Origin of the sequence: Pseudogracilibacillus sp. SE30717A (assembly GCF_037071985.1) — a bacterium.
GTDB lineage: Bacteria > Bacillota > Bacilli > Bacillales > Amphibacillaceae > Pseudogracilibacillus.
Genome location: NZ_JAXHDF010000001.1, coordinates 490,815 through 515,126, shown reverse-complemented (window position 1 = coordinate 515,126; position 24,312 = coordinate 490,815). Strand labels below are relative to the sequence as shown.

The 24,312-nt window shown below is 34.2% G+C and carries 23 protein-coding genes; 18 read left to right on the top strand and 5 right to left on the bottom strand.

Annotation, left to right across the window (positions count from 1 at the left end; all coding sequences use genetic code 11):
* The first annotated feature begins 200 nt into the window (after positions 1-200).
* The 17 genes from SPD48_RS02395 (at position 201) to SPD48_RS02315 (ending at position 16,861) form a co-directional block, all read left to right on the top strand.
* On the top strand, positions 201-434 hold the full coding sequence (locus SPD48_RS02395; protein ID WP_336256452.1) for a helix-turn-helix domain-containing protein: 234 nt from the start codon (positions 201-203) through the stop codon (positions 432-434).
* Between the two features lie 48 nt (positions 435-482).
* Positions 483-2,231: an McrB family protein gene (locus tag SPD48_RS02390; protein ID WP_336256451.1), complete on the top strand. Its 1,749-nt coding sequence runs from the start codon at positions 483-485 to the stop codon at positions 2,229-2,231.
* The gene (locus SPD48_RS02385; protein ID WP_336256450.1) at positions 2,231-4,144 is read left to right on the top strand and encodes a DUF2357 domain-containing protein; all 1,914 of its coding nucleotides are present in this window, start codon (positions 2,231-2,233) and stop codon (positions 4,142-4,144) included. The genes SPD48_RS02390 and SPD48_RS02385 overlap by 1 nt, the downstream gene beginning before the upstream one ends.
* 985 nt (positions 4,145-5,129) lie before the next feature.
* Positions 5,130-5,624 (top strand): RNA polymerase sigma factor, encoded by a 495-nt coding sequence (locus SPD48_RS02380; protein ID WP_336256449.1) that lies wholly within the window; start codon positions 5,130-5,132, stop codon positions 5,622-5,624.
* Entirely contained in the window at positions 5,608-6,270 is a 663-nt protein-coding gene (locus tag SPD48_RS02375) for a zf-HC2 domain-containing protein (protein ID WP_336256448.1), read from the top strand. The genes SPD48_RS02380 and SPD48_RS02375 overlap by 17 nt, the downstream gene beginning before the upstream one ends.
* Positions 6,271-6,803: 533 nt before the next feature.
* Positions 6,804-7,562 carry a YheC/YheD family protein gene (locus tag SPD48_RS02370; protein WP_336256447.1) on the top strand — a complete coding sequence of 253 codons (759 nt, stop codon included), beginning with the start codon at positions 6,804-6,806 and terminating at the stop codon, positions 7,560-7,562.
* 35 nt (positions 7,563-7,597) lie between these two features.
* Positions 7,598-8,353: a YheC/YheD family protein gene (locus tag SPD48_RS02365; RefSeq protein ID WP_336256446.1), complete on the top strand. Its 756-nt coding sequence runs from the start codon at positions 7,598-7,600 to the stop codon at positions 8,351-8,353.
* A gap of 174 nt (positions 8,354-8,527) precedes the next feature.
* Positions 8,528-9,835 (top strand): YheC/YheD family endospore coat-associated protein, encoded by a 1,308-nt coding sequence (locus SPD48_RS02360; protein ID WP_336256445.1) that lies wholly within the window; start codon positions 8,528-8,530, stop codon positions 9,833-9,835.
* A gap of 55 nt (positions 9,836-9,890) precedes the next feature.
* Positions 9,891-11,066, top strand: a complete 1,176-nt coding sequence (locus SPD48_RS02355; RefSeq protein WP_336256444.1) for a KamA family radical SAM protein — start codon at positions 9,891-9,893, stop codon at positions 11,064-11,066.
* A 402-nt stretch (positions 11,067-11,468) separates the two neighbouring features.
* On the top strand, positions 11,469-12,164 hold the full coding sequence (locus tag SPD48_RS02350; RefSeq protein ID WP_336256443.1) for a Crp/Fnr family transcriptional regulator: 696 nt from the start codon (positions 11,469-11,471) through the stop codon (positions 12,162-12,164).
* Positions 12,165-12,452: 288 nt separating this feature from the next.
* Entirely contained in the window at positions 12,453-13,061 is a 609-nt protein-coding gene (locus tag SPD48_RS02345; RefSeq protein ID WP_336256442.1) for an ECF transporter S component, read from the top strand.
* Positions 13,054-13,794 (top strand): energy-coupling factor transporter transmembrane component T, encoded by a 741-nt coding sequence (locus tag SPD48_RS02340; RefSeq protein ID WP_336256441.1) that lies wholly within the window; start codon positions 13,054-13,056, stop codon positions 13,792-13,794. Before SPD48_RS02345 ends, SPD48_RS02340 begins: the two co-directional genes overlap by 8 nt.
* A complete protein-coding gene (locus tag SPD48_RS02335; protein ID WP_336256440.1) occupies positions 13,791-13,913 on the top strand; it encodes a hypothetical protein in 123 nt (40 codons plus the stop codon). The genes SPD48_RS02340 and SPD48_RS02335 overlap by 4 nt, the downstream gene beginning before the upstream one ends.
* Positions 13,897-14,646, top strand: a complete 750-nt coding sequence (locus SPD48_RS02330) for an energy-coupling factor ABC transporter ATP-binding protein (protein ID WP_336256439.1) — start codon at positions 13,897-13,899, stop codon at positions 14,644-14,646. The genes SPD48_RS02335 and SPD48_RS02330 overlap by 17 nt, the downstream gene beginning before the upstream one ends.
* Positions 14,647-15,465 carry an energy-coupling factor ABC transporter ATP-binding protein gene (locus SPD48_RS02325; protein ID WP_336256438.1) on the top strand — a complete coding sequence of 273 codons (819 nt, stop codon included), beginning with the start codon at positions 14,647-14,649 and terminating at the stop codon, positions 15,463-15,465.
* Positions 15,446-16,399: a nucleoside hydrolase gene (locus SPD48_RS02320; protein WP_336256437.1), complete on the top strand. Its 954-nt coding sequence runs from the start codon at positions 15,446-15,448 to the stop codon at positions 16,397-16,399. The genes SPD48_RS02325 and SPD48_RS02320 overlap by 20 nt, the downstream gene beginning before the upstream one ends.
* A gap of 213 nt (positions 16,400-16,612) precedes the next feature.
* Positions 16,613-16,861: a PepSY domain-containing protein gene (locus SPD48_RS02315; RefSeq protein ID WP_336256436.1), complete on the top strand. Its 249-nt coding sequence runs from the start codon at positions 16,613-16,615 to the stop codon at positions 16,859-16,861.
* Between the two features lie 246 nt (positions 16,862-17,107).
* On the opposite strand, the gene SPD48_RS02310 is transcribed toward SPD48_RS02315, so the two are convergent.
* The 5 genes from SPD48_RS02310 to SPD48_RS02290 form a co-directional block, all read right to left on the bottom strand.
* Complete coding sequence (locus SPD48_RS02310) at positions 17,108-18,412, bottom strand: hypothetical protein (protein WP_336256435.1); 1,305 nt, start codon at positions 18,410-18,412, stop codon at positions 17,108-17,110.
* 162 nt (positions 18,413-18,574) lie between these two features.
* Positions 18,575-19,999 (bottom strand): YfcC family protein, encoded by a 1,425-nt coding sequence (locus SPD48_RS02305; protein ID WP_336256434.1) that lies wholly within the window; start codon positions 19,997-19,999, stop codon positions 18,575-18,577.
* 168 nt (positions 20,000-20,167) lie between these two features.
* The gene (locus SPD48_RS02300; protein ID WP_336256433.1) at positions 20,168-21,367 is read right to left on the bottom strand and encodes a M20 metallopeptidase family protein; all 1,200 of its coding nucleotides are present in this window, start codon (positions 21,365-21,367) and stop codon (positions 20,168-20,170) included.
* A 370-nt stretch (positions 21,368-21,737) separates the two neighbouring features.
* Positions 21,738-22,031: a DUF3784 domain-containing protein gene (locus tag SPD48_RS02295; RefSeq protein WP_336256522.1), complete on the bottom strand. Its 294-nt coding sequence runs from the start codon at positions 22,029-22,031 to the stop codon at positions 21,738-21,740.
* 197 nt (positions 22,032-22,228) lie between these two features.
* The gene (locus SPD48_RS02290; protein WP_336256432.1) at positions 22,229-22,708 is read right to left on the bottom strand and encodes a GyrI-like domain-containing protein; all 480 of its coding nucleotides are present in this window, start codon (positions 22,706-22,708) and stop codon (positions 22,229-22,231) included.
* A gap of 107 nt (positions 22,709-22,815) precedes the next feature.
* Here SPD48_RS02290 and SPD48_RS02285 point away from each other — a divergent pair, with 107 nt between their 5' ends.
* The gene (locus SPD48_RS02285) at positions 22,816-23,778 is read left to right on the top strand and encodes a helix-turn-helix transcriptional regulator (RefSeq protein ID WP_336256431.1); all 963 of its coding nucleotides are present in this window, start codon (positions 22,816-22,818) and stop codon (positions 23,776-23,778) included.
* Positions 23,779-24,312 lie beyond the last annotated feature (534 nt).

Genomic DNA, 24,312 nt, shown 5'->3' with positions numbered 1-24,312 from the left:
CAACAGGGCAAATTAGACTAATATTCCAAGCACTTGAATTATATAAATACTCAATTCAATTATGACTATAGTCAACAGAAAAAGCAATAGAAATACACTGATATTATTAATAAAAATAAATGACTACTATAGTCCGTGGACTATTTGTAACATTTATATAAAAATCAAAGTATTATCAATGTCGAAAAGAGGGGGTATTAATGACCATAGAGGAGGAATTTGGAGTGATTTTGAGGAAATATAGAAATAAGACAGGTCTTTCTCAAGAAGGTTTGGCACTCAAATGTGGTCTTGATAGAACCTATATTAGTTTGTTGGAAAGAGGAAAGCGAAAGCCAACAATTAATACCGTATTTGCCATTGCAAAAATAATTAATGTGAAACCGAGTCAAATGATAAAAGAAGTAGAAGACAGTAAATTACTGACGTTATAATACTTTAGACTTTATCCTGAGCCTTATAGGAAGTGAAAGGAGACTGAAATGTTAAGTAGACTCAATGCCTCACAAACAAAGTATGGAATTGTGAATTTGATTGAAATCCTAAAGGGCAATCATTTGGAAGATTATATCCAAGGGGTATATACCCTACCAAGAGCTATTAATGAGCCTCAATTAAAAGGTGCCCTCGGGGTAGAAAGTTTAATTGAACCATTGCCAACCTATTGGGAAGAGATTCAGGAATACCCGTCAAGCATTGGGTATTTTTGTATGATAGCTGTTATATTTAGCCATCATAATTATATCAATGTATTCATTCAGTCATCTTCCAGTAATATGAAGGGAATATTACATAAAGCCGATTTTGGTTCGGTTAAACCATTTACGAATATTAGAGGAGTACTTATTGAATCGAAGGCAACTAGTGCGGAGTATTCTCGTTCCGACGATGTACCTTATGACCTTTCCCCTTTATACAAGAATGGTGAAGTTGGTTTACTTGTAAAAGAATTACTTTTGGATAGATTAAAAGCAATTGGATGGGCTGAAACACCAAGCTCGGAATTCACCAGGGATTTTTATGAACAAATTAAAAAATATGAGTTTCATAAAGTCTTTAGCTTGTCTATCGAACAATTAATCCTTTGGTTGGAAGGAGAAGCTTTAGATACAGCGCCATCTGACGTAGAGAGTATTAATTTTGACGAAGTTGTAACAGTGGATACCCATCTATTGACTTCTTTAAAGGCGAAGCAGTTTTTAATATTGACTGGACCAAGCGGAACAGGAAAGACTTATGGAATAAGACAATTAGCCTCCACCTTAAATCCGTTGGCTACAATGGATAAAAACTTTAATATTACATTCATTCCTGTTGAAGCAGGCTGGAAAGACGGAAAACACCTTATTGGCTATAGAAATCCTTTTTCATTAGATGGAGAGACCTATGAAACTACGCCCCTAATTAATTTGTTGTTAAAAGCTAATTCAAGTGAATACGAGGGCGTTCCGTTCTTTGTCATTTTTGATGAAATGAATTTATCCCATGTTGAAATGTATTTTTCTCGATTCCTTTCATTAATTGAAACAGCAAAACATCCTAATCTAGGTAAAGAGCCCATGTTAAATGTGGAGGAATTAAAATTGTTGAAAAAAACATTTAAATATGATTATGAATACATTCCCTTAATTAATCAGGCAATAGACAAAGGTGGGTTATTCGTATCAGATAACGTCTATTTTATAGGAACTGTCAATATAGATGAAACAACGTACATGTTTTCTCCTAAAGTATTAGATCGAGCATTTGTTATTGAAAAAAACTCAGTAAAACCATCTATTTCGTTTGGAATTTCAAATAATGCTTATTTTGTTAAGATGACAATAGGTGATATTTATAGTTATCTTTTAGATGAAGAACCTGCCGATAGTCATCCCGAATTGATTTCATTATTAGACGGGTTGTATGAAATTTTAGAAGATAGTTTTCCATTTGGTTACAGAGTTGTGAAAGAGTGTAATGATTATATAGTAGTTGCAGAGGAATTGAAGGATAAATTTGATGTTAACCTCGAATGGCTTTCTGAAATTAATTCCTTATATGACGAGATATTAATGCAAAAAATACTTCCCAAAATTCACGGGAACAGAAAACAGTTAACACATGTATTAAATGAGTTAATCGAATTCTGTAATGAAGATGGCAACATACGATTTCCAAAGTCTCACAGTAAATTAATAGCTATGCAGAGAATTCTGCAAATAACAGGTTATAGTGGGTTTGTTGTCTGATGATTATATTAGGCAAAATTGTTTTCAAATTCACCACAACACTGGGAAATAATAAGATTTATTTAAGTTTAATCAGTAAAGGGATAGCGGTGGGGGAAAAGACTGAAATAGAAAGGTTTAATGAATCAAAATATGAATTTTATAAAGAGTACAAACGGGAAAAAAGTTCAAGCCCCATCCCAACACTCTTTGTTCGGGAGGAGAAGTCCGATTATTTTCGAGATATTTGTTTAAAAGAACAAACGGAATACGATGTAATCATTGCTATACCTCTTGCCAAAGAAGTCATTAAGGAAAGGCAACAATTTTTTGATAATCCTATTTATCCACTAGCCAACTTGAAACTTAAAAAGTACATTACATTCAATACGTCAGATACTTGGTATGAGCAGAATGGTTATACATATATATCCGCAAGTATTAACTTTAGAAACTTTATTGGCGTTTCTAAATTCTATTTTGAAGAGGAAGTCTCAACTGATTCTTTTGATATTGAAGTTGTAAGTTATAAAATGTCTTATGAAAAGGATTTTCAAGAACTATTGAATCAGCTGTCTGAAATTCAAACCGAATTGCTATTATCATTGGATAAACCTACTGAAGTCGCACTGGATTTAGATAACATACTTTACGATAATTCCTATCAAGTTATCCTTTTACATTTAAGAAGATTGATGAGTGAAGGAAATTTACCGTTGGCACTGCAAACTATTTTATCAAATCCACATTCAAGGTTATCTTATGAAAATGAGATTGAAAAAGTAAATTATCCAGGTACATTTGATTTATTCAGTATGGCTACCAATCCCACCGATTTAAAATGGAAGAAAGATAATCTTAACGAGAGAAGTAGGGGCTTTGTCCCACTAGAATACTTTAAAGAGGAAGTTGAAAATACAGTTGATACAAAAGAAAATCAATTTATTAAGTTTTCTTTGGAAGAGATTGAAAAACTAATTATTGATTTGCAAAAACAATTACCTTCAAAGTTCGAACATAGCAAATGGTTTTTAGAAAGTGCCTTAGACAAAGTTGAAGGATTTTTACAAGACCCTTTCTTTAGACAAGTCGGGACTTTAACTCACCTACCTAATTCAATGGTATTACAGAGAAAGAGTGGTTATAAAGATTTCCTTCAGGCAATACAATATTTCGATTCTGGAATACGGCTAAACTCAAATATTAGTGAATTTGACGTTGCAGATGGAGATTTAAGACCTGTTTCGGAACTGTATGAATATTGGTGTTTTTTTCAAATTTACTACACTTTAAAGGAAATTTGTGGTTCAGAAGATATTAATCTATCGGGTTTACTTTCTAAAACAGATAGAGGTTATAAACTTAATCTAAATAAAACAGCTCAAAGCAGTATAAAATTTGTTTATAATGCTTTAGACATCAAGCTATATTATAATCGTAACTTTGTTCAATTAAATAATGAATTATGGGAAGGCAGCTATGATAAAGGGCTTTTTCATCCAGATATTAGTATCAGTATAACAAATAAGTTTCAAAAGCATTGGTTACATTTCGACTCTAAATATAGGCTGGACAATAACAAGCTTGAAAAAATGATTAGTGGGGAACCTGTAGAGGGAAATTATCTAAGAAATGACATTCACACGGCCCATGCGTATAGGGATGCAATTTTAGGGACGAGGGGGGTTTACATCCTTTATCCAGATTCCGTAGATAATGAAACTGTATTTGTACGTCAACCAAATATTTTATACCAACAGAACTACTTGGTACCCTCGGTGGGAGCCTTTCCGCTTAAGCCAGGATTACCAGATAATAGACAGCTTGAAAACATAACCACCTTTTTAAAAAATGTTATTGATTTATTTTCAAACAATATACTTTATCAAGAAGAAACAGGGTTTGAAAAAGAACTAGGAAAAGAAAATAAATAGTCTCCTTGTAAGTTTTTGCATGGAGGCTATTTATTGTTGATTTACCATTACTTATAATAATCCTCAAAATTGCCGTTGCAATCAATACCGACTTAACCGAATTGTAACGATGTACCTGGCGGAGGATTCAACCTTATCGGCAAAGACCGATGTATATGATGGATTAGACTGATTGGCTTAATGCGGTTTTGCAATTTTAAGGATCAAGAATTTTTAAAAAATCCCAAAGAAAATTTCAAAAGTGGTTACAGAGAAGACAGCCGTAGATAAATATGGTCAGTTTCAACTTCGAATCAACCAATTACCTAAAGATGATTTTGAACATTTTATTGAAGATGATTATCTTATAAAATAATCTTCATATTCTTTTATTAAAAATCTCTAATGAGAAGTCATAGTCTAAAATATTCATCAAGAAATTTGTTATATAAGTTGAATAACAAGTAAGCACAACGTTATTTTTTGTAGAAGCGTCAAAGAACAACTCAATATCTTTGACGTTTCTTTTATCAGTGGAATTACCTGCATTTACGGTTCTTATGAATTATTGTGTGAGTAAATCCTTTTGCTTTCCTTGTTCAATGTAGGGAGAACAGAATGGCATTAACCAAGCTTTGTATACCGTTTGAATAAAAACACTAAAAACAGTGATATAGCAACGCATGCCCTATTAAAATATTCTCCGTATACTATAAGAAAATCCCCTCAATTATCATACTTTCAAAATGCGAACGTTATCCCCAAAAAACACTAAAAAATAGTTACAATTAAAGAAAACATAGAATTGAATCAAACCAAAAAGTCCCTGGTTACAGAGAAGCTTTTGGTGATTAGTATTACAAAATTTCAAATAAGTTATGATTAAGTTGGCCTTGAATCATTTGGGATTGACAAAAAAATGTAATGCTCAAAGTGTAAATTATTTAAATATCTTTGTAACGAAATTGAATTAGAGGAGTTATATAAGTGAAAGGGGTGAAAAGGGGTGGACTTTGAGGATATCTATCAGGAATACTTTAAAGAAGTTTATTTGTATATCAGATCATTAAGTCGCGATGAGAATATAGCTGAAGAAATTACGCAAGAAGCATTTTTTAAGGCGTTAAAAGCAATCAAGAATTTCGACGGGTCTAAAGATATTCGAGCGTGGCTTTTTACAATAGCAAAAAATACATATTTCTCTCACTACAAAAGAAATAAACGGCAAATAGATTTAGATGTAGAAAAAGAATCGGGTATAGGAGTGCAAATTGTAAATCATTTGATGAATGAGGAAGATGCCTTCATAGTTCATCAGTTTCTTCACTCGATGAATGAACCATATAAGGAGGTCTTTTCATTACGCACATTTGGTGAATTATCATTTGAGAAAATAGGGAGTCTTTTTGGAAAAAGTGCAGGATGGGCAAGGGTGACCTATTACAGAGCGAGGAAACAAATTATCGAGTATATGGAGGAGATGGATGATGAAAGAGGTTAAGTGTACAATTATTCAAGATGTTTTACCTCTTTATATTGATGAGGTAGTTAGTCAAGATACAAAAGAAATGGTAGACCAGCATTTACAGCATTGTGAAGTATGCCAAAAGGTTTATGAAAAAATGAAACGTAAACTGTATATTCCAGCAGAAAATAAAGCCTCTATTTTTAAAAAGATTAATAAAAAAATGCGTAAGAAAAAAGTGATCATTTCAATGGTTTCCGTTTTTGCTACGGCTATAATTTTATTTGGTGCGTTTGCATATGTTTTTTATTATGAAAGAGTTATTCCTTATTCGGATGATTTAATGAGAATTGAAAGCCAAAATGATAATCAGTTGGTTTCCCGTTATTTTGGTGAAAGCTATGCTGGTGTTAACCTAACGCATCCTATGCCACTTGAAATTAATGGAGAGAAAAAGAATGTCAGTTTTATTTATTATACAGAAACAATTGCTGATTCTCCTACAAGAATGCTAATCAATAATGAAAAAAATCTTAATGAGCAGGAATATATCTTTGAACTTCCTGAAAGTGAAAAAATTGATGCTGTGTATTATGCAGATTTTGATGTGGAAAAAATCACTTCTGAAAAGGATTCTTGGGATTCAGTTGTAAAACGTGCTGTATTAATTTGGGAGAAATAACAATTACCTTTTTATGCAACAAACGGATCGTTTTAATTCAATAACAGGACTGTCAATAGACGGTCTTGTTTGTATTTATTTAACCCTATAACTTTGCTACTTTTACAAAATCAATAATCCGTTTTGCATATCTTGAGAAACTAGTTGCAATGATTAAAAGGTCCCCGGGGAAATTATCTGAAAATGCAATTACTAGTCTATCTGATGTTATCGATAATAAAAGGGGTGCAAGGTAAAGGTTTGATTGTAATCCATCATTAAGTCATAAGGAAGCTTCTCGAAAGTTATTGAAACTTGAGAGAGACTTCCTTTTTTATGGGTGAGAAACTATAAAACTTTCTTACTTATATAAAGGTAACTAAGTAATACATAGACAGCATTGATAAATGCCTTTTACGAACAGTTCTTATGCTCAATATTACTTAACAAGGGGTTGGAAATATCACAATGCTGTTTGATTTGTATCTATAGCCGTATCGTTTTAATGCCAGATGCATAAAATCTAGAGTAGCTAATACAAGGAGGTTAAAATAGTGCAAGTGCATAAAATTGTTAGAAGCAAGATGAAAAAAACGATACCTTTGATACAAGATCAAAATCTGTCTCTTCATGTCCCGGAAACCCATTGGTATTCTAAGGAGAGTCTTAGGAGAATGGTGCAGTCTTACCCTCAAGTTTACATCAAACCAAATATGGGTAGCCAAGGTTCCGGAATTAGCCGGGTCAAGAGGATCAGCAAATCTAAATATGAGCTATCTTATGAAGATACTACTAAGCTAGTATCTTTCCCCGATGTTGTAAAGGATTTAACTGATCGATTTAGTACTAGAAGAGATTATCTCGTACAGGAAGGAATAGACTTAGCTACTTTAAATGAATGCCCTTTTCATATTCGGGTGGTTATGCATAAGGTAATGAATTGCTGGCGGCTTTCTCTCATGTCTAGTATTGTGGCGAAGGAGAAAAATGCCGTAGTCACTAATATAAAAAGGGGAAATTTTGATATGCCTTTGGAAGAAGTCTTGCAAAAGAACGATCAAAAATTGAATCCACTAAAAACACTTCGAGAATTGACCGATCTATCCCATCAAATTGTAAATGTTCTAGGCTCATGCTTTCCGTTACTAGAAATTGGTTTAGACATGGGAATAGATAAGCAAGGAAAGGTATGGTTTATCGAAGCGAACACCAATCCGAACAGTAGGGGTCTCGAAAAAGTAAATGATAAAATATCGTATCAAAAATATCTCGATGCTAAAAAATGGATTCGTGAGAACCAAAGCCGTGCGTGATTTTAATGAAAAATATGATATAAGTAGGTGATTTTATGCCGATTGGAAGGCATCAAGTAAAAAGTAAATCAACGGTCGCTTATGTTCTTCAGTGTCATCCGGAAACCAACATTTACCTTCCTCCTACAGAGATCCTTTCTAAAAGAACATTTTCAGATCTGATTCGAAAGCATAAAAAGTTGTATCTAAAACCTGACCAAGGCAGAAAGTCTAGGGGAATTATAAGAGTTGAACGGGTAAACCCCAGTTCCTATCTTCTTCGTACAATTAATGAAGTAACACAACAGAAATTTAATCATTTAACCTCATTATGGTCAGAAGTGCAAAAGTTAACTTCGGATAGTCGTTACATTATTCAAAAGGAAATAAATAGTATGACAAAAGATTCTCGATATTTTGACCTAAGATGCCATGCCCTTCGTGTAGATGGGGAGTGGATAGTCGGTGGGATTTGTGCCAGGGTAGGTGCATCTGGTGATATTGTCACAACTTCTCACTTTGGAGGAACCCCAACAACATTAGAGACATTATTTACCCGACTTGAATATAATGAAGATGAGCAGACACAAGTGATGAAAAAACTCCATGATTGTACTCTAGAAGCTGTAAAAGCTGTAAGCCCTATCTACCCTAGAAACTGGGAATTCGCTGTTGATATTGGGCTGGACAAAGAGAAGCGGGTCTGGATTTATGAAGTAAACAATGAACCCCTCATTAACGGCAATTTCAAGCTACTTCCTGACAATACTCTATATAAACGAATTAAATCTCTACGGAGAATAGCTAAGTAAAGAAATTAGTCTAAAGGTTGAATATGGAATTTTACAGAATGAGAAAGCCGCTTTATTTAGAGATAGTGGCTTTTATTTTTAGGTTATTCAGAAACAAATTATCTATATGGATAAATGTGTTTCTTTGTGTTTTTAAAATATACCCTATGTATGGTATCAGGGAGGACAGAATTAATGACGGAACTAATGCAGCCTTTAAAACGTCCTATTGTAGGTACTTTTATTCATTATTCAGTGATTAAAAAATTGAAAAAACAGAAATATAATTTCAAAAGCTACACTAGACTTCTAGAATTGGCTAAAGCAAGTGTTGAGGCAGGTGTTACCTTATTTTTCTTCTCTATTAAAGACTTTGATTTTAGGCAGAATCTTATTTTTGGTACTAGTTATGATATAGATTCAAACCAATGGAGGCAAGATTATTACCCTTTACCCGACGTTCTCTTCAAGCGTGGAGATGAAGGATCAAATAAGTTTATCATAGAACATATTGAAGATATTCTTAATCAACATCATGTAATAAAGGTTAATTCCCAATCCTATTTCGATAAATGGGAGGTTTATCGAGATCTGAGTAAAATAGATTCAGCAAGTAAATATCTTCCACACTCGGTTTTGTATCAAGAGGAAAACGATTTGAAAAATTTCTTAAAACAGAATAATGAAGCTTATTTAAAAGGGGTGCGTGGTGGACGGGGAAGATGGATTTTCCGAATCCAGAAGAAGCCAAAAGGGAAATTCGAGTATAGTTACTTTGTAAATAAAATGGTTACAGGTCAAGCAGAATCTTGGGAAGATTTAGTTAAAGAAATTTCTAAGTTTTTTGGTGAAAGGAAATTTATCATCCAGAAAGAGATCAAATTAATTAAGATCAATGACAGTAAAGTTGATTTTCGTGCAGAATTACAGAGAGATGGAGAAGGTAAGCTTAATATTATTGGAGTTTCTGCAAGAATTGGAAAAAACCAATCACCTATTACCATTCATTCATCAGCATATCCTATAGAAATATTTTTAAAAGAAGTCCTAAATTATCCTGACTTATTATTAAAGGAATTAATGGCAAAGGTTCATCATTTTCTTTTTACCATTTATGAATCCTTGGAAAAGGTGTATGGGACCTTTGGAGAAATGGGAATCGATTTTGGGATTGATCAAGATGGAGAGATATGGTTTATTGAGCCAAATTCTAAATCGGCAAAAGTCTCCCTTATGAAAGCCTACGATCAAGAGACATTTCATCAGGCTTTCCTTAATCCTCTGTTATTCTCGAAATATTTATATATGAAAAAAAGCAATGAATCCGATAAAAGTTCGGGGAGAATGTGGGAATACGATTGTGATGATTGTGGTGATTGTTGTGATTGTTGTGAGTGTTGCGATTGTGATGATTATGACGGCTGTGATGACTGTTGTGATTGTTGTGATTGTTGTGATTGTGACGGCTGTGATGACTGTGACGACTGTGACGATCATGAATAAACTAAAGATGAAAGATGAGCTAAACGTTTAATTTCACCAAGGAGGTTTTCATACTATGTCAAAAAATAAATATATAACAAAAATAAGTAAAATACAGGAGTTGAGTGAGGAGGAAAAAAAAGTACTTGAAACCGTTACTGAGAAATTTGTTTTTCGAATAAATGAATATTATTTAGATCTTATTGACTGGACTGATCCAGAAGACCCGCTTCGCAAGTTGGTGATTCCATCTTCTGAGGAATTAATGGAATACGGCAGATGGGACGCATCTGATGAGGATACAAACTATCCTGTAAAAGGCTGTCAGCATAAATACTCTACTACTGCTTTACTTATGGTTTCTGAAGTTTGTGGGGCTTACTGCAGATATTGTTTTCGTAAGCGATTGTTTCGTTCAGATGTAAAAGAGGCTATGTTCGATGTAACTGACGGACTTGAATACATCAAAAAAACCCCCGAAATTAATAATGTTCTTCTTACAGGTGGTGACCCATTGATACTGGGCACCCCAAAATTACGATGGATTCTAGAAAATTTACGTAATATTGACCATGTGCAGATTATCAGAATTGGCTCTAAAATACCTGTATTTAATCCTATGCGGATTTACGAAGACGAAGATCTATTGGCTTTATTGAAAGAGCACTCTACTGTGAACAAAAAAATATATGTTATGGCTCATATTAACCATCCACGGGAAATGACATCACAGGCACTTAAAGCAATTGAAGCTCTACATGAGGCTGGAGTAACCGTCGTCAATCAGACTCCAGTGCTGAAGGGAATAAACGACGATCCAACTGTTTTAGGCGAATTGTTAGATAGACTTTCTTGGGCAGGAGTTACTCCTTATTATTTCTTTGTAAATCGGCCTGTAGCAGGAAACGCTTCGTTTGTTCTGCCATTAGAACAAGTATACCGTATCGTTGAAGAAGCGAAGGCTAAAACCTCCGGCCTTGGTAAACGGGTCAAATTAGTTATGAGTCATACTTCCGGTAAAATTGAAATTCTTGCAATCGAGAATGGGAAGGCCTACCTTAAATATCACCAATCACGTGATGACAATTATGGAAAATTCATGATTTTGGATTGTCCACCTACAGCATCTTGGTTTGACGACTTACCAAATAATGAGCAATATTGGGAAAAACCAATAAAACAGACCGATGATGTGGTTTCCGTGAATGAGATGTCTGCTATACCTCAGAAAAAACGTCGTCCCACTAAGTAAAACTCTGTATCTATAAGGTCCTGTGGAGAGAAAATAGTGATGAGGATTTTACAAAATGGAGAACAATTGATAATTGTTCTCCTAATTTTTTACTAGACATAATTACAAAAATCCATAACATAAAGGATGAACAGTGGGATAATATAAAAAATGAACCAAATGAAATCTCATTCTGAACCTCATTTAGATATATCGGGGGAATCTTACCATAATTGATGGCAAACAAGAAACATAAACCAGAAATCCTTGTTATATGAGACGTAAAAATGATAAGATTTATTCACCAAATACAATCTACTGCCAAAAACAATTTCTTATTGAAACCGAGTCCGTTTCACTACAGATATGTTAGGTGAAGATCAGAAAATAATACGATAGAAACAGTGACAGGAGAAAAGTCGAATGAAGCTAGAAAAATCATGGGAAAAGTATGCAGCTGAAACGGAGTTTAACTACTCAGTTATTTCCGATCTTTTAGTGGGCCATGGTACAAAGTTGGTATTTGAACCGAATTCTACAATCGTATCCAGAGGAGACTTTCCGCAGCATGTCTATTTTCTCATAGATGGGGTCGCTACAGGATTGCGAGATTATGAAGACGGAAGAGATTATAGCTATTTCCAAGTAGATAAAACGAATGGAAATATTGGTTTATTAGAAGTACTTGCTAGAAAACATAAATACATTGCAACAATAACAAGTTTAACCAAAGTAACAGCCATAAGGGTCGAATCAGCGATTATTTATGAACTTATTATGTCCAATGCAGTACTTTTAAGAAGATGCTCTGTACTGTTAGCGGAGGATTTATATAATCGTTCAGGAAATGACGGTATCTTTTACCACTTCAAAGGAATAGATCGTGTTCGATATTATTTAGTTCGTTATTATGAAATGAACAAAAAAGAAGCAGAAACAATTCGGATAAATGATTACTATAAAGAGATCGCTAGTCAAATTGGCGTGAGCACTCGAACTGTTGGTAGGAACATCAAACAATTAAAGAATTTAAATGAGATATCCAGCTCCAATCGTACGTTGACTATGTCACTCGAACAGTATAAAAAGATGAAGCAAAATATGACCAATGAAATTTAAATGAAAATAGTAGACAGAAACAATCAATTCAAACGTTATTCAACCTAATCAATTAGGGAAGAAATACGTTTGAATTTTTTTGTTTTATAAAGTTTATAAATAGCCAGAGAGAGGACATTTGTCCTTTCTGAATTTATCTGAATAAAGCTATACTATACATACACGGTTTAATCACAACGTTTCCCAAGATTGTAAGCTCTTTAATGGGAATTGTATTTTATAAACTACACACAATGAGGAAAACGATGAACAACTTTCATAAGGAAATTAATTAAAAGGAGTAGAACGATGAAGCGAGGGATAAAGCACGATTTTACTCTACTGGCATTGCTGTTAATTCCGGTAGGTGTCTCATTAAATGTTGTTGGTTATCAAATGTCTACCATTTTAAAATTACCTGTATTTATGGATCAGATTGGAACAATCATGGTATCCATGATTGCTGGGCCTTGGATTGGATTACTAACAGGACTCTTAGGAAATCTAGTCAATGGCATGATTAATCCAATTGCCATCGGGTTTAGTATTGTATCCATGAGTGTTGGTTTTGTATCAGGCTATTTATCAAAATGGAGATTTTACACAAATATATTTGGAATTATTGTTTCTTGTATTTTATTAACGATTGTAGCAGCATTTCCGGCAGCGATTGTTACCGTATTTCTTTTTGGCGGTGTAACTGGTGCAGGGACAGATTTACTCACAGCAACATTTCTTGCTACAGGCAAAGAATTATGGAATTCTGTCGTCTCTACCAATTTAATTTCTGGTTCAGTCAATACCATTATCAATTTCGGCATTAGCTGGTTAATCATTCGAAGAATACCTGACAGATTTTTAATAAAGTTGAATTATGGAGAACCTTATATTAAGAAAGGGGTGTCCGTAAATGGATAGTCGCATCGGACATTTGTATCCATCCACTAAGTTTGCTTTTATTGTCTTAATTATTTTATTGAGTATGTTTACACCAGGATACACCTTTCAATATATGGTCTTTCCTTTGATTCTATTATTAAGCTTATTCTCTAGGACTGCTGCAGATTTCTTCTCTGCCTTTATGAAGTCTATTTTCATTGTTATTTTATTTATTTTTATCATCCAAGTTTTTATTATGACGAATGATGATTCTGTGAAAATCTGGGGTTTTATTCATTTTTCTGAAATGGGCTTACTGAATAGTTTAAACATGACATCAAAAATTACAGCTATTAGTTCCAGCATCATATGGTATTTTCAAGTGACTAGTGTCAAAAATATTATCTATGCATTAGAGAAATCAGGTATTTCTCCAAAAGTTACGTTTGTTATCGCATCTACTATACAACTGATTCCCCAAATGTTACTGTTGTCAAAAACAATCACAGATGCACAAAAGGCGCGTGGAATTGAAACAGAAGGAAATGTTCTGACTAGATTGAAGGCTTTTATCCCGATGGTCGGTCCTTTGGTGTTATCATCTATTCAACAAATTGAAGAAAGAGTATTAGCACTAGAATCACGCGCTTTTTCTGCTAAAGCTGTGAAAACGTCTATCTATGAATTAAAAAAGCAAAAAGCAGACTACATCCTTATCTCTTTATACATTTTCATTTTAATTGGCTATATTGTTTGGAGGATTCAATCATGAGCATGGTATCGTTAAAAAATATTAGCTACACGTATCCTTTAGAAGATAAAGAAAGCATTCATCATTTGTCATTCGACTTTAAAGAAGGGAAATGTCTATGGAGTGATTGGAGCAAATGAGTCAGGGAAAACAACGATATGCAATATTATCCGTGGTTTTGTTCCAGAACTATATAAAGGCGAGTTAACAGGAGAAATTCTAATAAAGGGAAAGCCGATCAGCGACTATAACATTGGTGAGCTTGCAACAATTATCGGTTATTCCTTTCAAAACCCCTTCACACAATTATCTGGCGTGAAAGAAACCGTATATGAGGAAATTGCTTATGGCATGGAGAATATCGGAGTTTCCCGTACTGAAATGATGACAAAAGTAGATGAACTAGTAGATATATTTCAATTAAATGATTTAATAGATAAAAATCCGTATCAATTATCAGGTGGACAAAAACAACGAGTCGCTATCGCGTCCATTATTGCCTTAGATCCCGACATTATTATTCTTGATGAGCCAACTTCTCAATTGGACCCTAAAAGCAGTGAAGACATTTTTAACATTCTTCACCTTTTAAAAAAACAGGGCAAAACAATTATATTAGTGGAACATAAAGTTGATTTATTGGCGGAGTACTGCGACGAAATTTTATTAATGGATCAAGGACAACTTGTGATGACAGGTCCTACACAGGAGGTTTTATCTAACCCATCTGTTCTGGAGTATGGCGGTCAGCTTCCACAAATTGCATTATATTATATCAAAAAGGCCCAAGAAAACAATACAGAATTACCGAAGACTGTACCTTTAACAATCCGGGAAGTCTCTGAGAGTTTGAGCAAGGATGGTGATATGTAAATGGCTTATCTATCATTGAGAAATGTCTCCTACACATATGAGAACGGTTATGAAGCGATACAAAATGTGAATGCCGACTTCGAATTAGGTGAATCCGTAGCCATCATAGGACAAAATGGAGCAGGTAAAACAACGACCGTTAAACTGATGAATAAGTTATTAACCCCTACGAAAGGGGAAATTTTCATAGATGGCATTTCTACAAAAGAGACTACGACAGCTAAAATCGCTAAAAAAGTCGGGTATGTTTTTCAAAATCCCGATGATCAAATCTTTCAAGACACAATCTATAAAGAAATTGCGTTTGGTCCGAAGTATCAAAAATTAGATAATAAAGTAGTAGAAGAAAGAGTAAACGTAGCTGCTGAAATCTGCGGATTAACTGACGCACTGTCCGAACATCCATACAATCTGCCTTATTCAAAAAGAAAGTTCATTACCATTGCGGCAGTATTAGCAATGGATCCAAAAGTAATTATTTTAGACGAGCCTACTGCCGGACAGGACAGAGAATCAATCGAGCGTCTTGGCAATATGATTAAGGATTTATCCGAACAAAATAAAACTGTTATTACAATTACACATGATATGGAATTCGTTGTGCGGGAGTTTAATCGGGTGATCGTCTTTGCAGATAAACAAAAAAGAAGAGATGCATCGCCTATGGAAATATTTTGGGATGAGCAACTTTTAACTTTTAGTCATTTAAAACAGCCTTATATTTGTCAATTGGCTACCATTTTAGGTTATAAAGACGTATTAACGATAGAAGATTTATTAGAAAGAGAAAGAGGAAAAAATGAAGCATATAATAATTGATTGTGACCCAGGGCATGATGATGCTTTAGCCATCTTAACTGCTATAGCTCATGCGGAAAAATTACGTATTTTAGGCATTACGACGATCGGTGGAAATCAAACTTTAGAGAAAGTAACAACGAATGCGAAAAATATTTTGGAATTTGTTCAGGCGGAAATTCCATTAGCAACAGGACAAAAAGGCCCTTTAACAAAGGAACTTCGCATTGCTCCTGAGGCACATGGGGATAGCGGAATGGATGGTCCTTATTTTAATGGAGAACACTATCCCATTGCTTCAGATAACGCCGTTTTATTTATGTATGAAAAAATTAGGGCATGCACGCAAAAGGTCATTCTTGTAGGTTTGGGCCCTTTAACCAATATAGCATTATTAATTAAAGTATTTCCTGAGATTCGCAATAAAATAGAATATATTAGTATAATGGGCGGTGGACTTGAACGCGGTAATACAACCGCTCTTGCTGAATTTAATATTTACGTTGATCCCGAGGCGGCAGAAATTGTTTTCAACTCCGATATTCCTATTGTGATGTCGGGTCTAGATGTAACAGAACAAGCTGAGATTACAGTTGCTGAAATTAATGGTTTGAAAAATAAAGGCCGTGTTAGTCATTTAGCATATGAACTGCTTCATTTTTATAATCTTTCTGGAAGACAATTTGGATTCATCAACAGTCCGATTCACGACTTATGCGCAATCGCTTTTCTGATTGATCCGAGGATGTTTTCCGGAACTTCCTATCATGTGGATGTCATTACGGAAGGAAAAGCGAGAGGCTTAACTTATGCAGATAAACGACTGGCAGCGGTAGGGAAGCAAAACACATTCGTATTAGAACAGGTCAATCGGAAAGAATTTGTCCATTTACTAACGGATGCATTAGCATATTTAGATGCATTATCACCTATCGATAGAGAAAATAAGCATTAATTAACTAGGATTTTCTTTGTTAAAAACAACTTATAAATCCTATGCATATTAGATAATTGGTCGATTCAAAGTTGTAGTCGAATATATTCATCCAAAAAGTTTTAATATAATTAAATTTTATAGGCTTTCATCTATTTCCAATCATGTTAGGTACACCCATCACACACGTGAATAGTATGTAGTGTGAATAACTAGAAATGTGGGGGAATGTAGATGAATAATCATTTTTATCCGTCGTACCATGATCATTCAAATTGGCAACAAAACAATGGACAAATAACAATTGAAGAGGCAATGAGAATTGCTTTGGAGAGAGTTCCTGGGCAAGTAGTGAAAGTGGAGTTAGAGCAACGAAGAGGTGCTTGGGTCTATGAAGTAGAGATTTTAACTCCCCAAGGCGTTAAATATGAAGTAAAGGTTGATATTAATACTGGAGCAATTGTAAAGGTTGAAATTGATTAACATTCGATAAATTATAACTTTCTTTATGAAAGATAAAAAGATTGGTATAGAGGATATACAATAAATTCTCTATACCAAGTTTAATTCTTCTTTTTACCTTATTTTGAAGCAAATGATACAATCGGAACATTATCTATTAATAAAATATACTAAATAACTAGAACTTTTTAAAAAGAGTAAGGCTGTCAGTCCCTAGCTTTAATTCGATTTTTAATTCATGATCCTTGAGTACTTATCACCTAATTATTATCTGTATTCCTTTTTTATCTTATATAATTTACGGGGACGACCTTTCTTAGCAATTTTTTCCTCACCAACTTGTTCTACAATTTCAGCTTCTTTAAACGAAAGGAGTAGCCGCTGGGCATTACGATTGCTCATCTTTAATTCAAAAGCAAGATCATTGGATGTAAATTGATTCCACTTTTTACGATGAATGATGTCTCTAACTCTCTCAAAAGCTTGAATACTTATATTTTTATCTTTTAATTTATTTAATATTAGTCTGTTATCCGAAATAGTAGATAATGAATGAATATGTTCGATTGATACGTCAATTACTTCCCCAAGATTATCGATAATAATAATTTCTTTATTCTCTACCTCTGTCTTATAGATGGCTTTTCTGGCATTTATCTCCGCTTTTAAAGCTGAATCGCCAAAACCAATCCCTGCGATGATCTCTCTTTTCCAAGATTTTTTTAATCGAATGATGGTTTCATTTAATAAACTTACATTATCCAAAATTTCTCCTCTTGAACTAAAAACAATATATTTCCCATCTCCTATTTCAAAAAATGATCCATTCATGTCACGACTTAATGTGAGAAGTTCTTCATTCATTTTTAACGTAGCAAATTGAATCTCATAGGATAATTGCTCACTTTGTTCCTCATATACTTTTGTATCAACATCTATCATACATACGCCAATCTGTGTACGTTTAAAATATGAAATTTGTGACCGCTGTTCAATCAATTCAATCACTTGTTTTGTTGCGAGTTTCGTTGTACTGATCCATTCGGCAGGTATATTATCTTTTTTTAGCAGTTTCATTACTTCTGGGTAGCATGTAAGTACTGCATCCACTTTCTTTTCTTTATACAAATGGACATGATACTCGTATAAATCTTTATAATTTGTATGTGCCTCAAATTCTTTTACAATCATTTCCTTCATGGGAATCTTTAATTGATCTAATGAAATATCGACAATATTTGACGTATTTATAATATCTATGCTTAAACAATTAATTTTACTTTTTGTCGATTCTAAAAGCTGTAAAAGAGCTTGATAAAAACCTGTTTCAAGTAAATGTATATAAAAATATTTTTTTGTATCTTTTATAGTTTGCTTTGCTACTTCATATGGAATAGGTCCGGAAAATAAAAAGTAATCGAACGCGTCATAATGTTCTTTGATGATTTGAGTCGTTTCTGTAGCTGTATGATATATTAATGGGGTAAAAGATAAGTCATTTGAAAATTCTTTCGCTACCTCTAATATTCGATTTACTGATTTGATTGGTCCGACAACTCCGACCTTATACATGATAGTATCCTCCATTTCAATGATTCTTTATTATTATAACAAAGAGACCTATTATACGGATATAAAGTGTATAAGATAATAATACCCGAATAATAGATGTCTTTAAATTCTATCATTCGGGCAAGTTTATTTATTAATTAGTTTAAATAGTTTATCGCTATCTTAGTAGTTCATAATCTGGGCAATAAATAGGAATACAATAGCAAGACCGTACCAGATTAAGAGAAGTGGCCAGATGAACTTTATCCATTTCTCCCATTTGATACCTGCAACTGCAAGTACCGCCATAAAGTAACCGGATGTTGGATAGAATATGTTAGAGAATCCATCTCCGAATAAAAATGCAAGTACTGCTGTTTGTCTTGTTACACCCGACAAGTCCGCTAGTCCGGACATAATAGGCATCGTAACCATTGCTTGTCCACTTCCAGATGGAATCAGAAAGTTAAGTAAAGCTTGAACGATTAACATAATCGTTGCCGTAATACCACTTGGCATTGCTTCTACTAAATTACCAGCTGCGTAAATGATCGTATCCATAATGTTACCGTCATTTAAAACAACAGCAACACCACGCGCAATACCAACAACCATGGCACCTAAAAGGATATTTTTAAAGCCTTCCACAAATGACTCTGAAATTTGCGAGATTTTAAGACCAGCGACAAGACCAACGATGATTCCAGTCATAATGTATAAACCAGATAGTTCGAGGAAGTACCAGCCATGTTCGAACAAGCCCCAAAGTAAAACACCAAATGCTACTAACACAACAAGAGAAGCAAGCTTCTGTCTTGTTGTTGCTTTTTGCCCGTCCGTAACTCCCATCGCTGCATTCTGATTTGAATCATCATCACCATACGTAATACTTAACTTAGGATTACTACGCACTTTTTTAGCATACCGTACGACGAATAAAATCCCAACTAAGAGTATAATCGTAAGAATGACAATTCGGTAACCCATTCCAGAATATAAAGGGAGTTGAGAAATCGACTGGGAAACCCCTAAGTTTGCAGGAGCTGTTAGTGCGACGGCAAATCCAGCAATTGTTGATATAAGCACTGTTCCTGCCGCTGTTACCTTGTCAAAACCAAGTCTTAGCATTAATGGTAAAATTGCCGGCAAATAGACTAACGATAATTCGATTTGACCCGTAAATGTAGTAATAATTGCAAAAGGTATCATCAATATTGGAATAACCAATAATCCTCTATTAGAAAATGCATTTGCTAGTTTTCCAACACCTAGACTGATAATTCCAGTTCGCTCAATTACTGCGAACATACCGCCAATCATTAAAATTCCAAAAACAATTTCCGCTGTCTCAATAAAACCCGTTGGAATTGCAAACATAAAATCAAATATTCCAATCGGTGTACTTTCCACTACTTCGAAGGTACCTGGATCAATAACCTCCCTACCATCTTCCATCGTCACACGTTCATATTCCCCTGCTGGTATAATATAACTTGCAAGAGAAGCTAAGATAATAAGGATAAATAAGACGGCAAAAATATGTGGCATCCAAGACTTCTTCCCATTACCTTCTTCTCTATTTTTGTTTGTTGTTTTCTTTTCTTTCATAAAACCTCACTCCTTTTATCTATTTTTAAGAATTTCACTGTAATGAAAGTAATAACTGTCATAGTAGCAAATAAAAAAATCGAATTAAGTAACCTATACCTAGTCTCTTATAAAAATAATTCCTCTTTTTTAAATTGCTAACGTAGTCTTATAAAATATTCTTACCCTTTAGAGTAAAGTATTTCCCGTTAAATCAAGAGCTGTTGTTACGTAATATTTCAAAGCAATGAATAACGAATCCTCACTAATATCGAATTGTGGATGGTGATGAGGAATGGCTGTCCCATTTTCATTTTTCATTGCTCCAATACCGACATAACAACCTGGTACAACATTACTAAATGCTGAAAAGTCTTCTCCACCTAGCATTGGCGGTGATTGTATAACTTTAATACGCTCGTCATCTTTGAACGCTTTTTTTGTATTTTCTAAAATTCTTTCAGTCAAATCTTCATTATTTACGATAGGGTCATAACCATAATTATAAGTAAGAGTTGCTTTTGCATTGTGAGCGATTGCAATATGGGTACAAATTTGTTCCATACTTTCCTTAATTTGTTCACGAACATCATTCGTTAAGGCACGAACCGAACCACCTATATGTGCTCTATCCGGGATAACATTATACGCGTCTCCACTATGAAATCTAGTTACTGAAACAACACCACTGTCCAATGGGCTCATAACCCTTGAGGTTATATGTTGTAGGTTTGAAATAATTTGTGAACCAATCGCTAATGCATCTATTGCTGAGTCTGGTTGTGATGCATGTCCTGATTTACCTTCAATCGTTATGTCAAAAATATCAGAGGCAGCAGATACAGAACCTTTCGTTATTTGGATTTCGCCAAAAGGAACTGTAGACCATAAATGAAGACCAAGAACATAATCAACACCATCTAAAACACCCGCTTCCACCATTTCTTTAGCGCCGCCTGGTGGAACCTCTTCCGCATGTTGAAATAAGAAAATAAACTCGCCAATTAATGTGTCTTGTAATTCAGATAATACTTTCGCTGTTCCGAGTAATATTGCCGCATGACCGTCATGCCCACATGCATGCATAACACCATCTACTTTCGAAGCAAATGGAAGATTTGTCGCTTCTTTAATTGGTAAAGCATCAATATCCGCTCGAATGGCGATCGTTTTACCGGACCCTTTCTTGCCTTGCAAACGCCCCATCACACTCGTTTTTGTTGGATGTGAAACTTCAATATTTTCTAACTCATTCAATTGATCACTAATATATTGAGCTGTTTTATGTTCCTTAAAGGAAAGCTCAGGATATTGATGAAGATAACGTCGCCAATTAATTATTTGTTTGTAAGTGTTTTCAATAATTTTTGTAGATGTAATTTTACTCATAAAATACCTTCCTCATCATTTGCGTATATTAAACGACATTTGCGTTAATTGTAATATTATAAGCTTTTTTTAAAATAATCAAGTTTTTTCATCTAAAAAATGATTATTTTTAATGAATAGAAAATTAAAAAAGAAAACTTAAACGGTTTTACATTATCATAACAAGTGAATATAAATAATCGGATGAATATATATAAGAGTTGTATTGAGAAGTTTAGAAAACTGAAGAATCCTTCGAGGTAACCAAAATGATTCGGAGATCCAACCTATTTATCAATCAAGAGAAGCAACCCAAAAAAGATCTCTCTATCAAAAATGCATTTTCCTTTCGTGACTTACAAAATAATCAGAAAGAAAAGAATAGCGATCGCTACCCTTTTTTAAATCTATTTCCTGTATTGACATATATAAGTATAAATATTGTTATGACGATAAATAGAACTATACCAACATAGAGCAACCAGTCCATTTCATAGACTACACTAATTAGCCAAAGCACCACAATGAATGACAAAGTAAACATCATGTTCCCCATAAACTTACAGAGAGCAGCTGCATCGTACTTCTCTTTTTCTTCTTCTGGTAATGTATTAAACCCAGCTATCAATGAAGAACCTTTTCCCATAGAAAACGTAATTCCTAATGAAACCATTAAGACAAGGATAAGTGTAAAAATAAATACTGTGGCAAGAATTTCTTATCTCCCCTTAATAAGATATTTTACAACTTGGTCCATTTAAATTATATAATTTTCACACGATAAAGTAATTGGTTTTATTCGCACGCAACAAACTAGCAAGCGCTTCTGCTACAGATGCGAATTATAAACCAACTGTAGATTCTCACCGCGCCTTTTATCTCTTATTTCCTAACAACAGGAATCCACATTTCACCATAAACTAAGCCGTCTTGCTGTCCCATCACAACCGCCGCATTTGGACCACCGACATAGGCAACATCCGTTACTTCCACCAGGACCTCACCAAAAGTAATACCAGTTAGTTTATTACTCAACTCTTCATCCGTATTCGCTTCCCCTTTAACAACGATGTATTCCCCTTTAGGAAATTCGATAATTCTAGATGCCTCTGGTAAGGATTCCTCTGTCATAACCCCTGCATAATGCATCATCTTATTATTCACTGCTTCGTTTACTACAAAAATGTAGTCATTTGTGGCGAGAGATTTTAACTTATCAAGCATGCCATCTTGATTAATCGCTTGCCAAAAATCTGCCTTTTCCTTATTAATGCCGGCATAGTCTGTGTAGTCACTCTTAAGTTCTGTTCCAATACCTAATACAGTAAAGCTGTCCTTTTCTTCTAGCGTATAATTTGCCATGTTAAAAATTCCTCCTTTTAAATTAAACTAAAGATTTGTTTTTTTACTTGTTACATTTATAATAGCCTTAAATCATGTCAAAAAGTGACACCATTTTGGAGGCTCTAATGAAAAAAGTTGAACGGATTAATACCATCATGCGGTATATTAACAACCGCGCCCACTTTACAATTTCTGAAATCATGCGAGAATTTAACATCTCTCGCTCGACAGCTATAAGAGATATTAAAGAAATAGAAGCCATGGGGATGCCTCTTGTCGCGGAAGTTGGAAGGGACGGGGGTTATTTTGTCTTGAACAACTCTGTCTTACCTGCCGTTCGCTTTACCGATAATGAGATTAAAGCTCTCTTTATTGCTTTTATGGCTACTAGAAATCAACAACTCCCTTATCTAAAGAGTCGTCAGTCTTTAGCTGAAAAATTACTAGGTCTTATTTCAGAAAACCAACAAGATAACCTAATTCTTTTAAATCAAATTTTACTTTTTGAAGGTACCAATCCGAATAATCCAGACCTGCTTGAACTGTCAGATCTTCCTCATCCTCTGTTAGAAAAACTCATTCAAACTCTTCTTTTGGATAGCCATTTATTGATTACAATCGAAGAAGAGAATAAAATAAAGTCTTTTCCAATTTATCTCTTGCACCTTTACCGTAAAAATAACGTATGGCTAATCGAAGGATTTGACTTAAAGGAAGGAATGAGGCGAATTATTCCTGTCGACAATCTTACTAGTGTAGAAGCCTATCCCACAAAAGATAGGATAAGTAAGAAAGAGATTTTAAAAAAACTTAGTAAGCAGGAAGAAGTAATTAACCTTATCCTTGAACTTGGTCCAAAAGCGATTGCCCAGTTCAAAAAATACCATCCATTAAAAGTTACACTTTCTTATACGAATCCTTACCAAACGACAGCCACTCTAAAAACGTTTATCAATATTCATAATTCCGAAGAATTGACTGAAATAATAAATTGGATCCTTTTCTTAGGTGAGGATATCAAAGTCCGGGAAGTGCCAGAAGAAGTTTTAGTACGTTTACAAGAGAGAGTAAACTTATTCTCCCCATAGTAATGGCAGTTAAAACAAAATACTATTGATACTTAAATTATTGGCAAAAAAGAGCCCTTTCGTAACATACTTTGAAATACCTGATTTTCCTTTAAAGTTTTCACCCACTGTTTATGTTTATAATGCCATCCATGATCAGAATGAACAGTGGTTAGTGGTTCCGTACATTTGAGCCTTTTACAATTATAGCAGCCTCCTTGAGCGGTTTAAGCTCTATGGTTGAGCGCATACTAATCCCAAATGACAGTATCTCACCATTAAACATATCCATGATTGGATCCAGATCAATTTCACACTATCTAAGCATTTGAATTCCTACGTTAAGCAATCTCTATAAACTTCTCCAGATATCCACTCAAGTTGTTTTCCGCGACTAGCACTGCGGGTCCTTCTGCGTATAATAACCATTGGTAAGCACGTTTCCACATTACTTCCCATTTATATTGAATAATGGCTCATTGCTATTCGTTATTATTCCTCTCTCTTTAAGAAACAGTAAAAAATTTAATTAAGTTTTTTGAATTGTATTGACAA

Excerpts from the sequence above, each read along its gene's own strand:
- SPD48_RS02395 (WP_336256452.1), top strand. The coding sequence starts at position 201 with ATGACCATAGAGGAGGAATTTGGAGTGATTTTGAGGAAATATAGAAAT.
- SPD48_RS02310 (WP_336256435.1), bottom strand. The coding sequence starts at position 18,412 with ATGTATAAGGTCGGAGTTGTCGGACCAATCAAATCAGTAAATCGAATA.
- SPD48_RS02300 (WP_336256433.1), bottom strand. The coding sequence starts at position 21,367 with ATGAGTAAAATTACATCTACAAAAATTATTGAAAACACTTACAAACAA.
- SPD48_RS02315 (WP_336256436.1), top strand. The coding sequence starts at position 16,613 with ATGAATAATCATTTTTATCCGTCGTACCATGATCATTCAAATTGGCAA.
- SPD48_RS02390 (WP_336256451.1), top strand. The coding sequence starts at position 483 with ATGTTAAGTAGACTCAATGCCTCACAAACAAAGTATGGAATTGTGAAT.
- SPD48_RS02325 (WP_336256438.1), top strand. The coding sequence starts at position 14,647 with ATGGCTTATCTATCATTGAGAAATGTCTCCTACACATATGAGAACGGT.
- SPD48_RS02305 (WP_336256434.1), bottom strand. The coding sequence starts at position 19,999 with ATGAAAGAAAAGAAAACAACAAACAAAAATAGAGAAGAAGGTAATGGG.
- SPD48_RS02285 (WP_336256431.1), top strand. The coding sequence starts at position 22,816 with ATGAAAAAAGTTGAACGGATTAATACCATCATGCGGTATATTAACAAC.
- SPD48_RS02375 (WP_336256448.1), top strand. The coding sequence starts at position 5,608 with ATGATGAAAGAGGTTAAGTGTACAATTATTCAAGATGTTTTACCTCTT.
- SPD48_RS02385 (WP_336256450.1), top strand. The coding sequence starts at position 2,231 with ATGATTATATTAGGCAAAATTGTTTTCAAATTCACCACAACACTGGGA.
- SPD48_RS02320 (WP_336256437.1), top strand. The coding sequence starts at position 15,446 with ATGAAGCATATAATAATTGATTGTGACCCAGGGCATGATGATGCTTTA.
- SPD48_RS02360 (WP_336256445.1), top strand. The coding sequence starts at position 8,528 with ATGACGGAACTAATGCAGCCTTTAAAACGTCCTATTGTAGGTACTTTT.
- SPD48_RS02340 (WP_336256441.1), top strand. The coding sequence starts at position 13,054 with ATGGATAGTCGCATCGGACATTTGTATCCATCCACTAAGTTTGCTTTT.
- SPD48_RS02290 (WP_336256432.1), bottom strand. The coding sequence starts at position 22,708 with ATGGCAAATTATACGCTAGAAGAAAAGGACAGCTTTACTGTATTAGGT.
- SPD48_RS02345 (WP_336256442.1), top strand. The coding sequence starts at position 12,453 with ATGAAGCGAGGGATAAAGCACGATTTTACTCTACTGGCATTGCTGTTA.
- SPD48_RS02355 (WP_336256444.1), top strand. The coding sequence starts at position 9,891 with ATGTCAAAAAATAAATATATAACAAAAATAAGTAAAATACAGGAGTTG.
- SPD48_RS02335 (WP_336256440.1), top strand. The coding sequence starts at position 13,791 with ATGAGCATGGTATCGTTAAAAAATATTAGCTACACGTATCCTTTAGAA.
- SPD48_RS02350 (WP_336256443.1), top strand. The coding sequence starts at position 11,469 with ATGAAGCTAGAAAAATCATGGGAAAAGTATGCAGCTGAAACGGAGTTT.
- SPD48_RS02365 (WP_336256446.1), top strand. The coding sequence starts at position 7,598 with ATGCCGATTGGAAGGCATCAAGTAAAAAGTAAATCAACGGTCGCTTAT.